The sequence below is a fragment of the Microbacterium sp. genome (assembly GCF_052102115.1).
In the GTDB taxonomy this organism is placed as follows: domain Bacteria; phylum Actinomycetota; class Actinomycetes; order Actinomycetales; family Microbacteriaceae; genus Microbacterium.
This window is the reverse complement of the sequence record NZ_JBQDVP010000009.1, coordinates 61,177-73,948: the sequence shown is the minus strand read 5'-3', so window position 1 is coordinate 73,948 and position 12,772 is coordinate 61,177. Positions and strand designations below refer to the sequence as shown.

General features: G+C 68.6%; 14 protein-coding genes and 1 tRNA gene. 12 read left to right on the top strand and 3 right to left on the bottom strand.

Annotation, left to right across the window (positions count from 1 at the left end; genetic code table 11):
- Positions 1–98 precede the first annotated feature (98 nt).
- Positions 99–171 (bottom strand) — tRNA-Glu (locus tag ACTICP_RS05055).
- Positions 172–400: 229 nt separating this feature from the next.
- Here ACTICP_RS05055 and ACTICP_RS05050 point away from each other — a divergent pair.
- Positions 401–1,789, top strand: coding sequence for a M23 family metallopeptidase (locus ACTICP_RS05050; RefSeq protein ID WP_441890138.1), 1,389 nt, complete (start codon positions 401–403; stop codon positions 1,787–1,789).
- A gap of 78 nt (positions 1,790–1,867) precedes the next feature.
- On the opposite strand, the gene ACTICP_RS05045 is transcribed toward ACTICP_RS05050, so the two are convergent.
- Positions 1,868–2,356, bottom strand: coding sequence for an inorganic diphosphatase (locus ACTICP_RS05045; protein WP_441890136.1), 489 nt, complete (start codon positions 2,354–2,356; stop codon positions 1,868–1,870).
- A 112-nt stretch (positions 2,357–2,468) separates the two neighbouring features.
- Here ACTICP_RS05045 and tilS point away from each other — a divergent pair, with 112 nt between their 5' ends.
- Positions 2,469–3,458: a tRNA lysidine(34) synthetase TilS gene (gene tilS / locus ACTICP_RS05040; protein WP_441890134.1), complete on the top strand. Its 990-nt coding sequence runs from the start codon at positions 2,469–2,471 to the stop codon at positions 3,456–3,458.
- A gap of 126 nt (positions 3,459–3,584) precedes the next feature.
- Here the strand turns inward: tilS and ACTICP_RS05035 are convergent, their stop codons facing one another.
- On the bottom strand, positions 3,585–4,154 hold the full coding sequence (locus ACTICP_RS05035; protein WP_441890132.1) for a DUF937 domain-containing protein: 570 nt from the start codon (positions 4,152–4,154) through the stop codon (positions 3,585–3,587).
- Positions 4,155–4,240: 86 nt separating this feature from the next.
- Between ACTICP_RS05035 and hpt the strand changes: the two genes are divergently transcribed.
- From hpt to ACTICP_RS04985, 10 genes are all read left to right on the top strand, one after another.
- On the top strand, positions 4,241–4,792 hold the full coding sequence (hpt, locus tag ACTICP_RS05030; protein WP_441890130.1) for a hypoxanthine phosphoribosyltransferase: 552 nt from the start codon (positions 4,241–4,243) through the stop codon (positions 4,790–4,792).
- Positions 4,793–4,892: 100 nt separating this feature from the next.
- Positions 4,893–6,908 carry an ATP-dependent zinc metalloprotease FtsH gene (gene ftsH / locus ACTICP_RS05025; RefSeq protein WP_441890128.1) on the top strand — a complete coding sequence of 672 codons (2,016 nt, stop codon included), beginning with the start codon at positions 4,893–4,895 and terminating at the stop codon, positions 6,906–6,908.
- Between the two features lie 2 nt (positions 6,909–6,910).
- Positions 6,911–7,501, top strand: a complete 591-nt coding sequence (folE, locus tag ACTICP_RS05020; protein WP_441890126.1) for a GTP cyclohydrolase I — start codon at positions 6,911–6,913, stop codon at positions 7,499–7,501.
- The gene (gene folP / locus ACTICP_RS05015; protein WP_441890124.1) at positions 7,498–8,313 is read left to right on the top strand and encodes a dihydropteroate synthase; all 816 of its coding nucleotides are present in this window, start codon (positions 7,498–7,500) and stop codon (positions 8,311–8,313) included. The genes folE and folP overlap by 4 nt, the downstream gene beginning before the upstream one ends.
- Positions 8,314–8,682: a dihydroneopterin aldolase gene (gene folB / locus ACTICP_RS05010; RefSeq protein WP_441890122.1), complete on the top strand. Its 369-nt coding sequence runs from the start codon at positions 8,314–8,316 to the stop codon at positions 8,680–8,682.
- Positions 8,682–9,203 carry a 2-amino-4-hydroxy-6-hydroxymethyldihydropteridine diphosphokinase gene (gene folK / locus ACTICP_RS05005; protein ID WP_441890120.1) on the top strand — a complete coding sequence of 174 codons (522 nt, stop codon included), beginning with the start codon at positions 8,682–8,684 and terminating at the stop codon, positions 9,201–9,203. The genes folB and folK overlap by 1 nt, the downstream gene beginning before the upstream one ends.
- Positions 9,200–9,682, top strand: a complete 483-nt coding sequence (locus ACTICP_RS05000) for a DUF3180 family protein (protein WP_441890118.1) — start codon at positions 9,200–9,202, stop codon at positions 9,680–9,682. The genes folK and ACTICP_RS05000 overlap by 4 nt, the downstream gene beginning before the upstream one ends.
- On the top strand, positions 9,639–10,232 hold the full coding sequence (locus ACTICP_RS04995; RefSeq protein ID WP_441890116.1) for a PH domain-containing protein: 594 nt from the start codon (positions 9,639–9,641) through the stop codon (positions 10,230–10,232). The genes ACTICP_RS05000 and ACTICP_RS04995 overlap by 44 nt, the downstream gene beginning before the upstream one ends.
- A complete protein-coding gene (locus tag ACTICP_RS04990; protein WP_441890114.1) occupies positions 10,229–12,040 on the top strand; it encodes a PH domain-containing protein in 1,812 nt (603 codons plus the stop codon). Before ACTICP_RS04995 ends, ACTICP_RS04990 begins: the two co-directional genes overlap by 4 nt.
- Positions 12,030–12,719, top strand: a complete 690-nt coding sequence (locus tag ACTICP_RS04985; RefSeq protein ID WP_441890112.1) for a DUF2520 domain-containing protein — start codon at positions 12,030–12,032, stop codon at positions 12,717–12,719. The genes ACTICP_RS04990 and ACTICP_RS04985 overlap by 11 nt, the downstream gene beginning before the upstream one ends.
- Positions 12,720–12,772: the final 53 nt, after the last annotated feature.

Genomic DNA, 12,772 nt, shown 5'->3' with positions numbered 1-12,772 from the left:
CCCTGACGGGACTTGAACCCGCGACCTCCGCCGTGACAGGGCGGCACGCTAACCAGCTGCGCTACAGGGCCATGCTTATGAAATTGTATCGGATGGAGTGACCCCAACGGGATTCGAACCCGTGCTACCGCCGTGAAAGGGCGGCGTCCTAGGCCGCTAAACGATGGGGCCGAAGGGTATCCGTGAGGACTTCCCAGCCGACGCTCAAGCATAAAGGATGACGCGCCGAAAACACCAATCGAGGGCGAGCCTGCGCGACGTCCGGGCGTTTCGGGCCCACGATGAAGAGCACACGACCCATGATTCATCCGAGGCCACTGTTGCGGATGTTAAAGATGTTGTTAGTGTGTCATGTGTGAATCCGGCGGGAAGGGGCCGTGTGAACGCCGAGCAGTCTCCCATGGATGCTGCGCTTGAGGCAGGTGATTCCTGCAACTGCGCGCCCAGCATCGCCGAGCGTCGTACCTTCTGGCAGAAGGGCGCACTCACCCGCCGCAACACCCTCGGGCTCGGTGTGGTCGGAGTCGCGGCACTCAGCGCCTTCGGCATCGGCACCGGCGTGAGCGCCGCGTACGCCGCCAGCTACCCCAGCTGGGATGACGTCCAGCGCGCCAAGGGCAACCAGGCGGCCAAGGCTGCCGAGGTCTCGCGCATCGAGGGGCTCATCCAGTCGCTCACCCAGAAGGTCGCCGAGACCCAAGCTGCCGCCGAGGCCGCCGGTGACGAGTACTTCGAAGCCCAGCAGGAATACTTCGGCGCCATCGCGAAGGCGGAAGAACTCCAGTCGCAGGCTGACGCCCAGGCGCAGATCGCCGAGGAATCCGCACGCAAGGCCGGTCAGGTCGCCGCGCAGCTCTACCGCAACGGCGGCGATGACACCGCCCTCGAACTCTTCTTCGCGGGGTCCGCTGCGAACGCCGACGAGCTGCTCTCGCGGCTGGGCACGATGGACAAGCTGCTCGGCTACAACCAGTCGGTGTACGACCAGGCCGTCGCCGCCCGAGACTCCGCGCAGTTGCTCAGCGACCAGGCCGTCGTCGCCCGCACCGAGCGTGACCGCCTGCAGAAGATCGCCGAGCAGAAGATGATCGCCGCTCAGCAAGCGGCCGAGGCCGCTGAAGCGGCCCTCAACGAACAGACCGAGAACCTCGCCACTCTCGAAGCGCAGCTCGCCGCTCTCAAGGACTCGACGGCCAAGACCGTCGCGGATTATAAAGAGGGCGTGCGCATCCGCGAAGCTCGCCGCAAGGCAGCCGAAGAGGCCAAGCGGAAAGCCGCCGAAGAAGCTGCCAGGAACAACAACAACGGTGGCGGCGGCGGTGGTGGCGGAAGCGGCGGCGGAGGAGGCGGCGGCGGTGGAGGCGGCTCCGCTGGAAGCGGCGGCTGGGTGCGCCCGCACGGCGGATGGCGCAGTTCTGGATACGGCCCCCGTGAATCACAGTGCAACGCCAACGGCTGCTCGTCGAGCTGGCACTACGGCGTCGACCTCGCGGCCGGATGCGGCAGTCCGATCTTCGCCGCACAGTCCGGAACAGTCGACTACGCGAGCTGGAACGGCGGTTACGGCAACTACGTCCGCATTCAGCACGGCGGTGGAATCGGCACCGGATACGGCCACATCAGCTCATTCGCGGTCAGCGCCGGCCAGTGGGTTCGCGCCGGCCAGGTCATCGCGTACGAGGGCAACACCGGCGGTTCGTTCGGATGCCACCTGCACTACGAGGTGTACATCAACGGTGCCTACACCAACCCGATCGACTTCATGGCCGCACGCGGCATCTCCGTCTGACCGGCGGAATCCAGACGACGAAGCCCTCGGCCGCGAATCGCGGAGCCGAGGGCTTCTGACGTGGATGCTGCGGCAGGCTCAGTGCTGCTCGCCGAACCGGACGATCGACTCGTCGAGGATGCGCTGCGCTTCGGCAGCATCCCCCCACTCGTCGACCTTGACCCACTTGTTCGGCTCGAGGTCCTTGTAGTGCTCGAAGAAGTGCGCGATCTCCTTCTTCGTGTACTCGGCCAGGTCGCCGACATCCTGAATGTGCGACCAGCGCGGGTCCTTCGACAGCACGGCGACGAGCTTGTCGTCTCCGCCGGCCTCATCGCTCATCTTCAGAACGGCGACGGGGCGCACCTCGACGACGACGCCGGGGAAGAGAGCCTGGTCGAGCAGAACGAGTACGTCGAGCGGATCGCCATCCTCGCCGAGGGTGTTGTCGAAGTAGCCGTAGTCGGCCGGGTATCCGAAGGTCGTGTACAGAACGCGGTCGAGGTGGACTCGCCCCGTCTCGTGATCGACTTCGTACTTGACGCGGCTGCCGCGCGGAATCTCGATGACGGCGTCGTGTGCGCCCATGCGTGTGCTCCTCAGGAAAGACGGGTGGATGCCGGAGCAATCTTACCCACGCGCCCCGATGAGCTCGTTCAGCGGACGGGCAGATCCGCGCGGGTGTCGGTAGCGTTGGGGGGTGCCCTCCCTGTCGCCTGCCGTCGCCGAGATCCGCCGAGCCGTGCGCACCGCGCTGGAGGGAGTGCCGGATGCTGCGACTATCGTCGTCGCGCTGTCCGGAGGTGCGGACTCGCTCGCGCTCGCCGCGGCGACCGCGTTCGAAGCCCGCTCGCGCGGGATGGAGGTCGTGAGCGCGACGATCGACCACGGTCTGCAGGACGGATCAGCGGATGCCGCGGCATCCGCTGCCGCGAAAGCCCAAGCTCTCGGCATCCGATCGCTCGTCGCCCGGGTCGAGGTGTCCGGCGTTGCCGACGGGCCGGAGGCCGCCGCGCGCGACGCCCGATACGCGGCGCTGCGCGACATCGCCACGCGCGAGGCGGCTGCGGCCGTCCTGCTCGGCCACACGCTCGACGACCAGGCCGAGACGGTACTGCTCGGACTCGCGCGCGGTGCGGGAGCGACGAGCCTGCAGGGCATGGCTCCCGCGCGGGAGGATGAGGACGGGGTCCGCTGGTTGCGCCCTCTGCTGGGGGTGCGGCGGGAGATGACCGAGGCTGTCTGCGCAGCATCCGATCTGGACTCCTGGCACGACCCCCACAACCGGGAGCACCGCTTCGTGCGCGTGCGCGTGCGCGAAAACGTCCTGCCGGTGCTGGAATCGGAGCTCGGGCCGGGCATCGCCGAGGCACTGGCTCGCACGGCCGAGCAGCTGCGCGAAGACGCCGAAGCCTTCGACGAGATGATCCACGAGACGATCGAAGACATCGTCGAGCACGCCGAGGCCGGCATCTCGGTCAGCGTTCCCGCGTTGGCAGCGAACCCGGCCGCGCTGCGCAACCGGATTATCCGGCTCGTCGCGCACAGCGAGTTCGGCGCCAGCCTGTCGCGGACGCAGACCCTTGAAGTCGCCCGGCTCGTCACCGACTGGTCGGGTCAGGGACCGATCGATCTGCCCGGGTGCACCGCCGCCCGACATGGCGCGCGGATCGTGTTCGCGGCCCGTTAGGGGGCGACGCTTCGACTCGTCGCTGCGCGCTCCTCGCTCAACGCGTTTCGTCTCGCTCCGCTCGCTCAACGCCCGGCAACGGGCGCGACCGGGCGTTGAGCGAGGCGGCGAAGCCTCCGTTCGGCGCTACTTCTTGCCGCCGAAGAGACCGCCGAGCAGATCGCCGATGCCGCCACCGCCGGAGGACGAGTCGCCGCCGAGGATGCCGCCGAGCATGTCGCCGATTCCACCGCCGCCGTTCGAGTCGCCGCCGCCGAGCAGCCCGCCGATGATGTCGCCGATTCCACCGCCCGAGGACTCCCCGTCAACCGGCTTGTTCTTGTTCGCGATCAGTCCCATGATGATCGGCGCGAGCATCGGCAGGAGCTTGCCGAAGTCGATGCCCGGCGTCTTCTCCGACGCGCTGAGCTTCGCGGCGACGTCATTCGCCTCATCGCCAAGCACGTGCTTGACGATCTTGTCGCCGTCGGCCTGATCGACCTCGTCGATCTTGTTTACGGGCGCGCCGCCTTCGTGACGCTTGAGCGCGTTCTGGATCGCGGCCGATCCCTCGTCGGACTGGGCGTTCTTGGCCAGTCCGCCCAGGAGTACGGCGCCGCCCTGCTCCACGGCCTGCTTCGCTTCGTCGTGACTGACGCCGAGCTTGGCGGCGATGTCGTCGATCGGTACCTGCTTCAGGATGTCGTCGAGAGCCATGGAGAATCCTTCCGTTGGTGGGGTCGAACCCGTTCGATCATCACAGTAGTGGGGAACCTTGCGCCGGCGTCACCTAAAATCGAGGCATGCGCGCCGCGGAGATCCCAGATGACCTTGCACAGATCCTCGTCACAGAGGAGCAGATCAAAGCGAAGCTCGCTGAGCTCGCCGCTCGGGTGTCGAGTGACTACGAGGGCAAAGATCTCCTCTTGGTCGGCGTTCTCAAGGGGGCGGTCATGGTGATGGCCGACTTCGCGCGCGAGCTGCCGATCCATGCGCCGATGGACTGGATGGCTGTCTCCAGCTACGGGTCGAGCACCAAGTCCAGCGGTGTCGTGCAGATCCGCAAGGACCTCGACACCGACCTGCACGGCAAGCACGTGCTCATCGTCGAAGACATCATCGACTCCGGCCTGACACTGAGCTGGCTCCTAGAGAACTTCGAATCCCGCGGCCCCGAATCGATCGAGGTGCTCGCCCTGCTGCGCAAGCCCGAAGCCGCGAAGGTCGAGATCGACTGCAAGTACGTCGGATTCGACATTCCCACCGACTTCGTCGTGGGCTACGGCCTCGACTACGACGAGCGCTACCGCAATCTGCGCGACGTCGCCGTGCTGGCGCCGCACGTCTATTCCTGAGTCGCACCTCTATTCCTGAGGGTGAGCGCGTGGCGGAGGGCGTACGCCGTGGGCGAATCACAGCGGGGCCCAAGGACACGCGCGATACGCTGAACGGACCATGGACGTGAAGAAGATCACCCGTAACCCACTGCTCTACGTGGTGCTGATCGGTGTTTTGCTGTTCGGCGGGTTCCTGCTGATCTCGAACCTCGGCGCCCCCAAGCAGATCACCACCCAGCAGGGCCTCGACCTGCTCTCCGGGGAGACCGTCACCGAGGTCACCACGACCGACGGTGACCAGCGGGTCGATATGACGCTGTCGAAGGCGTTCGAAGACTCCACGACCGTGCAGTTCTACTACGTCGAGGCGCGTGCCGACGAGGTCGTCTCCGCCATCAACTCCGCCGACCCGAAGGACGGCTTCGACGACGTCGTGCCTCGCGCCACCTGGTTCGACGGGTTCCTCTCGCTGCTGCTGCCGCTCGTGCTGCTGGGGCTGCTGTTCTGGTGGCTGCTCTCGTCGATGCAGGGCGGCGGCGGCAAGGTCATGCAGTTCGGCAAGTCGAAGGCGAAGCTCGTCAACAAGGAGACCCCGACGGTCACCTTCGCCGACGTCGCCGGTGCCGACGAGGCGATCGAGGAACTCGAGGAGATCAAGGAGTTCCTCCAGGACCCCGGGAAGTTCCAGGCCATCGGTGCCCGCATCCCGAAGGGCGTGCTGCTGTACGGCCCTCCCGGAACCGGTAAGACCCTCCTCGCCCGCGCCGTCGCCGGCGAAGCCGGCGCCCCGTTCTACTCGATCTCGGGTTCGGACTTCGTCGAGATGTTCGTCGGTGTCGGAGCATCCCGCGTCCGCGACCTCTTCAACCAGGCCAAGGAGAACGCCCCCGCCATCATCTTCATCGACGAGATCGACGCCGTCGGACGCCACCGCGGTGCCGGCATGGGCGGCGGCAACGATGAGCGTGAGCAGACGCTGAACCAGATGCTCGTCGAGATGGACGGCTTCGACCCGAACGCCAATGTCATCGTGATCGCGGCGACCAACCGCCCCGACATCCTCGACCCCGCTCTCCTGCGCCCGGGCCGTTTCGACCGCCAGATCGGCGTGGATGCTCCCGACCTCAAGGGCCGCCTGCACATTCTCGAAGTGCACGCCAAGGGCAAGCCGCTCGCCAAGAGCGTCGACCTCGAGGTCGTCGCCCGCAAGACGCCCGGCTTCACCGGTGCCGATCTCGCCAACGTCCTCAACGAGGCGGCGCTCCTCACCGCCCGCTCGAACGCGCAGTTGGTCGACAACCGCGCCCTCGATGAGGCCATCGACCGCGTCATCGCCGGCCCGCAGCGCCGCACCCGCGTCATGAAAGACCGCGAGAAGCTCATCACCGCGTACCACGAGGGCGGTCACGCGCTCGCCGCGGCGGCGATGAACTACACCGACCCGGTGACGAAGATCACGATCCTGCCGCGCGGCAAGGCCCTCGGCTACACGATGGTGATGCCCGTCGACGACAAGTACTCGGTCACCCGCAACGAGCTGCAGGACCAGCTCACGTATGCGATGGGCGGCCGCGTCGCCGAAGAGCTCGTCTTCCACGATCCGACCACCGGCGCCTCCAATGACATCGAGAAGGCCACCGGCATCGCCCGCAAGATGGTCATCGAGTACGGCATGACCACCGAGCTCGGCCCGGTCAAGCTCGGCTCCGAGGGCGGCGAGCCCTTCGCCGGCCGCGACATGGGCCGTGGGCGCGAATACTCTGAGACGATCGCCGAACGCGTCGACGTCGAGGTACGCGCGCTCATCGAACAGGCCCACGACGAGGCGTACCAGGTGATCAGCGATAACCGCGACACCCTCGACCGCCTCGCCCTGGCGCTGCTCGAGGAGGAGACCCTCGACCACAACCAGATCGCCGAGATCTTCTCCGACATCCGCAAGCTCCCCGAGCGTCCGCTCTGGCTCTCCAGCGACGACCGTCCGGTATCGGATCGCCCGCCGATCGAGATGCCCAAGCGTGTGATTCCGGCGGACGCTGCTGCCTCGGTCGAGGGGTCGGCGGATGCCGCGGCATCCCGCGGCGCGACCGGCGGCGCCCCCGCTTCTGGGCAGGCGCGCCCGGCGACGGCCTGATCGTGGCCGTCGACCGCGAACGGGTCGAGCGGCTGACCCGCGAGTTGCTCGAGGCGATCGGCGAAGACCCGGATCGCCTCGGGCTCAAGCAGACACCCGCACGCGTCGCCGAACTGTACGACGAGTTCTTCGCCGGCGTCGGTGAGGATGCCGCGGCGCCGCTCGCCCGCACCATCAGCGTCGCGCGGGGCCCGGCCCCGGAGACTCTGCCGTCCGGTGCCGTGCTGCTGCGCGACATCCGCTTCCGCTCCGTCTGCGAGCACCACCTGTTGCCGTTCGCCGGCCATGCGCACATCGCCTACCTCCCCGGCGAGCAGGTGGTCGGTCTCGGCGCACTCGTGAAGGTCGTCGAGACGCTCGCGGCCCGCCCGCAGGTGCAGGAACGCCTCGGCGAGCAGATCGCCGACACGATCGCCGAGCACCTCGACACCCGGGGCGTGCTCGTCGTGCTGGATGCTGTGCACGGCTGTGTCACGATGCGCGGCGGCCGCCAGGCGGATGCCTCGACCCTCACGATCGCGGCCCGCGGGGAGTACACCGAGCCGGCCGCGCGCGCAGAGCTGATCGCCCTCATCGGGGGAGACCGGCCATGACCGGTATCTGGGGCATCGTCAACGTCACCACCGACTCGTTCAGCGACGGCGGCCGCTACCTCGACCCGCAGAGCGCCATCGCGCACGGACTCGCGCTGCGCGACGCCGGCGCCACCGTGCTCGACGTCGGCGGTGAATCCACCAGGCCCGGCGCGGAGCGCGTCGCCCCGGCCGACGAAGAGCAGCGCGTGGTTCCCGTGATCGAAGAACTCGCCGGCCGCGGCATCGCCGTGAGCATCGACACCCTCAACGCCTCGACGGCCGCGGCCGCCGTGCGCGCGGGCGCTCGGGTCGTCAACGACGTCTCCGGCGGGCTGGCAGATCCCGACATGCTCGCCGCTGTCGCAGCATCCGGCGCCGACTACGCGATCGGCCACTGGCGGGGCCCGTCCGACGACATGTACGCCCGAGCGGAGTATCTGCGCGCGGCGCGCGAGGTCGCCGGCGAGCTGCGCGAGCGCGTCGGTGAGGCAGCGGGCGCGGGCATCGCCCCCGCCCGCATCATCCTCGATCCCGGCATCGGTTTTGCGAAGTCGGGCGACCAGAACTGGGACGCACTGCGCGGCCTCGGCGACATCTCCGGGCTCGGCCACCGCGTGCTCATCGGTACCTCGCGCAAGCGCTTCCTCGCCCAGACGCTGCAGCGAGCGGAGGGTGCGGATGCCGAAGCCGAGGTCTCCGAGGAGCGCCGCGACCTCGCCACTGCCGTGACCAGCGCCCTGGCCGTGCGCTACGACGTGTGGGCCGTGCGCGTGCACGACGTCGCAGCGACCCGCGACGCCCTCGCCATCGCGCACGCCTGGGAGGGCTGAATGGACGAGATCGCCCTCACCGGCCTGACCGTGTTCGGACGCCACGGCGTCTTCGAACACGAGCGCGAGAACGGTCAGGAATTCACGATCGATCTGCGGCTGCGCCTCGATCTGGCGGATGCCGCGGCATCCGACGACGTGGCCGACACGGTGCACTACGGCGAACTCGCCGAACAGGTCGCCGCCGTCGTCGCCGGAGAACCCGTCGACCTCATCGAGACGCTCGCACAGCGCATCGCCGATGTCGCACTCGCCGACCGACGCGTCGAGCGGGTCGAGGTCACCGTGCACAAGCCGCACGCCCCCATCCCGCTGACGTTCACGGATGTCAGCGTCACGATCACGCGCTCACGAACCGGAGGCCGCTGATGGTCCGCATGCCACCGATGCCGCCCCCAGACCCGCGCCCCGGGCGGGATGCCGTGACCGCCGTCATCGCGCTCGGAGCCAACCTCGGCGACCGCGCCGAGACGATCCGACGCGCGGTGCTGCGCATCTCACGTCTGCCGCTCATCGACGACGTGCGCCTGTCAGAACTGCACGAGACCGTCGCGCTGCGCCCCGACGGGCCCGACCCCGATGCGCCGTCCTACCTCAACGCCGTCGCGGTCGTGACGACGCGGCTCGCGCCCCAGGTGCTGCTGGGGCTCCTGCACGCCATCGAGGACGAGCACGGCCGCGATCGCCGCGAACGGTGGGGCGACCGCACGCTCGATCTCGATCTCATCGTGTACGGCGACATGCGCTCCGACGACCCGCACGTGCAGCTGCCGCATCCGCGGGCGGCAGAGCGGCTGTTCGTCCTCGAGCCATGGCTGAGCCTGGACCCGGATGCCGAGATCCCCGGCCGGGGGAAGGTCGCAGACCTCGTCGAGGCGCTGCGCGGATGAAACGCACCTCACCGCTCATCCTTGTCCTCCTGGCGCTCGTCGGAGGCGGAGTCGGCTATCTCATCGACCACCTGCTCACGATCGGCGGACGTGCGACGTTCGCGCCCTCGGGGTTCCTGCCGGTGCTGCTCCTCCTGCTCGCCGCGTTCGTACTCGCCCTCGCCTGGCCGGTGCGGCGCAGTGTGCGCGGACAGTCGCGTGCGCGGATCGACCCGTTCCGCGCCACACGAGCGGCGACTCTGGCGCGGGCTTCCAGCCTGCTCGGCGCGATCATGGCGGGTTTCGGCTCGGGCCTTCTGGTATTCCTCCTGTCGCGCCCGGTGGCTCCACAGGTAGGGTCGGTTGTGGCGATGGCGGCCCTCGTGGCGAGTTCGCTCGTTCTCGTGGTTGCGGCCCTTGTCGCTGAACAGTTCTGCACCCTGCCGAAGGATCCTGATGACCGAGAGCCAGATGACCCCGCCGGAGCCGTCGGGAGCTGAGCGACCGCAACAGGCATCGGCGCCCGTGCTCGACGAAGGCACCTTCGAGCAGCTGCGGGAACCGCGCGGAACGGGGCGTCTCGACCTCGACGGCCAGTGGCATCAGATCTCGCCGCGCTACGTCACCTCGCAGTTCGTGCAGAACGGCATCCTGCTGGTGATCGTCGTTGCCGCGGCCCTCGTCGTGGCCCTCGTGTTCCACCAGACGTGGGCGTGGATTCCCGGAGGGTTCCTCACGCTGCTGCTCCTGGTGACCCTGATCATTCTGCCGCGCCAGGCGCGGGCGATCGGCTACATGCTTCGCAACGACGACATCGTGTTCCGCAAGGGCATTCTGTGGCAGCGCATCATCGCCGTCCCCTACGGGCGCATGCAGCTCGTCGACATCACCCACGGTCCGCTCGATCGGGCCTTCGGTGTCTCACAGCTGAAGATGGTCACGGCAGCGGCGACGACCGGGGTGCAGATCCCGGGGCTCACGCAGGCTGCCGCCGAGTCGCTGCGCGACACCCTCATCGACGTCGCCGAAACCCGGCGGACCGGCCTGTGAGCACGCCCCAGCTGCCCGACCCGGGTGCGGGGCAGGCGCCGGCCGATGCGCTGCCCCCGGCTTCGTCTCTGCCCGAGCCCCCACCCCGTGAAGAATCCCTCGCCGATGGCGAATGGCACCGGCTCCACCCGCTGACCCCGCTGTTCAAGGGCGGACTGGTTCTGATCATCGTCGCGGGCATCGTGCTCAACAGCTTCCGCGACCGCATCATCTACTGGATGGTCAACCTGTTTGCGCCGGAAGCGCACGTCGATGACTACACCGCCGGTGACCCCGTCGACTGGGTGCTGTCCAACAACTTCGTTTTCATCGCTCTCGCGATCGTGCTCGGCGTGCTGATCGTGCTCATCGCCGCATTCTGGATGGTCTGGCGATTCCAGCAGTTCCGCATCTCCGACGACCATGTCGAGGTGCGCAAGGGCATCATCTTCCGCTCGCAGCGACGGGCACCGCTCGACCGTGTGCAGGGCGTCAACCTCACCCGGCCCTTCCCCGCCCGACTGATCGGCATGGCCAAACTCGAGGTGGTGGGCGCCGGGACAGACGCGAACGTGCCGCTGGAGTACCTCTCGACAGTCAAGGCCGAGGGCGTGCGCGCCGACATTCTGCGGCTGGCATCGGGAGCACGCGCGGCACGAGCCGCTCGACAGGACGGTTCGCAGAGCCCGGCGGCATCGGGCACGATGCGCACCGAGCTGGTCGGTTCGATGAACAAGGGTGTGAGCGGCCTCATCGAGGGCGTCGACCTCGCCGATGTCGCCCCCGAGAGCGTGGTGAAGATTCCCACCGGCCGCCTGGTCGGATCGCAGCTGCTGGCCGGGTTGCTGTGGCTGGTGTTCTTCCTGGCGCTGTTCGGCATCACCATGGCGTTCGCCGTGCCCGCGATCCTGTCCGACGGCGGGCCCGAGGCGTGGCTCGGAGTCCTCGGCATCTCGCTCGGCATCGGCATCCCGTTCCTGATCGCCGCGCTGGCGATCACGTGGAGCCAGATCTCGAAGTCGTTGCGGTATTCGATCGCGCCGACGCCGGACGGCGTGCGCATCACCTACGGCCTGTTCACGACCGTCACCGAAACGATTCCGCCCGGACGCATCTTCGCGGTCGAGGTCACGCAGTCCATGCTGTGGCGGCCGTTCGGCTGGTGGGCGGTCAAGATCAACCGCATGAGCGGCAAGAGCATCTCTCAGCAGCAGTCCGGCACCGCGCAGCAGTTCAACATCGTGCTGCCGGTCGGTGTCGCCGCCGACGTGCAGCGGGTGCTCGAACTGATCCTGCCTGACCTGCCCGAGGCGGATGCTCCGCTGGTGTGGGAGCACGGCATCCAGGGCCCGCAGAAGCAGGACGACCCCTACACAAGAATGGAACGCCGCGCCTGGTGGCGCCGGCCGGTCTCGTGGAAGCGGCACGGCCTCGCCGTGACCGACTTCGGGATGCTGCTGCGCCGAGGAGTGATGTGGCGCAAGCTGGCGGTCTTCCCGCTGGCTCGCCTGCAGGGGCTCTCGAGCGAGCAGGGGCCGATCGACCGCGTGCAGCGGGTCGGGGCGCTTCGCGCGCACAGCGTTGCCGGCCCGGTGCTGGGCGAGGTCGTCGGCATCGACAGCGCCGTGGTGAACACAGCGCTGGACGACATCGCCCGCCGTGCGTCGGCCGCGGTGCAGCAGGACCACGGCCATCGCTGGGCCGCCGAAGACCAGACCGAGGCGCATGTCGCTGAAGTGCCGGGTGCTGAAGTGCCGGTTGCCGGAGCGCCGGTTGCCGAGGAGTCGGGCGTCGAGCCGGGCGTCGCCGAGGGACCGCGTGAGGCGTGACGGTCGCCTCGGCGTCGGCATCGTCGGCGCCGGTCGAGTCGGGCCGGTGATCGGCGCCGCACTCGGCGGAGCGGGGCACGCCATCATCGGCATCACCAGCGGGTCGGACGACGACCGCGTCGCCGGGGTGCTCCCCGATGTGCCCACGCTCGACGCCCAGGAAGTGCTGCGTCGCAGCGAGCTCGTGATCCTCGCCGTGCCGCACGAGGAGCTCCCCGGACTCGTCGCCGGGCTCGCCGAGGTCGGGGCCTGGCAGCCGGGTCAGCTCGTGCTGCACACCGACCCCGCCTACGGCATCGGCGTGCTGGAGCCGGCGCAGCGGGTAGGAGCGATCCCGCTCGCCGTGCACCCGGCCATCGCTTTCACCGGAACCTCGATCGACCTGCGTCAGCTGCACGCGAGCTTCGCCGCCGTCACGGCACCGGCACCCGTGCTGCCGATCGCGCAGGCGCTCGCCGTCGAGCTCGGCTGCGAACCGGTCGTCATCGGCGAAGACGACCGCGGTGCGTACGCAGAGGCGATCGCCACCGCATCCGAGTTCTCCCGCGCGATCATCGGGCAGTCGACGTCGCTGCTGCGCGGCATCGGGATCGATAACCCGGGCGGATACCTGTCGGCGCTCGTGCAGTCCACCGTCGAGACGGCGCTGCGGGAGGCGTCTGATCCGCCGGTGGTGTGACGGTCGGGACCTTTCGTCTCGCTCCGCTCGCTCAAGGCGTTTCGTCTCGCTCC

Excerpts from the sequence above, each read along its gene's own strand:
- ACTICP_RS05050 (WP_441890138.1), top strand. The coding sequence starts at position 401 with ATGGATGCTGCGCTTGAGGCAGGTGATTCCTGCAACTGCGCGCCCAGC.
- ACTICP_RS05045 (WP_441890136.1), bottom strand. The coding sequence starts at position 2,356 with ATGGGCGCACACGACGCCGTCATCGAGATTCCGCGCGGCAGCCGCGTC.
- ACTICP_RS05035 (WP_441890132.1), bottom strand. The coding sequence starts at position 4,154 with ATGGCTCTCGACGACATCCTGAAGCAGGTACCGATCGACGACATCGCC.
- hpt (WP_441890130.1), top strand. The coding sequence starts at position 4,241 with ATGCGCGCCGCGGAGATCCCAGATGACCTTGCACAGATCCTCGTCACA.
- ftsH (WP_441890128.1), top strand. The coding sequence starts at position 4,893 with ATGGACGTGAAGAAGATCACCCGTAACCCACTGCTCTACGTGGTGCTG.
- folP (WP_441890124.1), top strand. The coding sequence starts at position 7,498 with ATGACCGGTATCTGGGGCATCGTCAACGTCACCACCGACTCGTTCAGC.
- folB (WP_441890122.1), top strand. The coding sequence starts at position 8,314 with ATGGACGAGATCGCCCTCACCGGCCTGACCGTGTTCGGACGCCACGGC.
- folK (WP_441890120.1), top strand. The coding sequence starts at position 8,682 with ATGGTCCGCATGCCACCGATGCCGCCCCCAGACCCGCGCCCCGGGCGG.
- ACTICP_RS05000 (WP_441890118.1), top strand. The coding sequence starts at position 9,200 with ATGAAACGCACCTCACCGCTCATCCTTGTCCTCCTGGCGCTCGTCGGA.
- ACTICP_RS04995 (WP_441890116.1), top strand. The coding sequence starts at position 9,639 with ATGACCGAGAGCCAGATGACCCCGCCGGAGCCGTCGGGAGCTGAGCGA.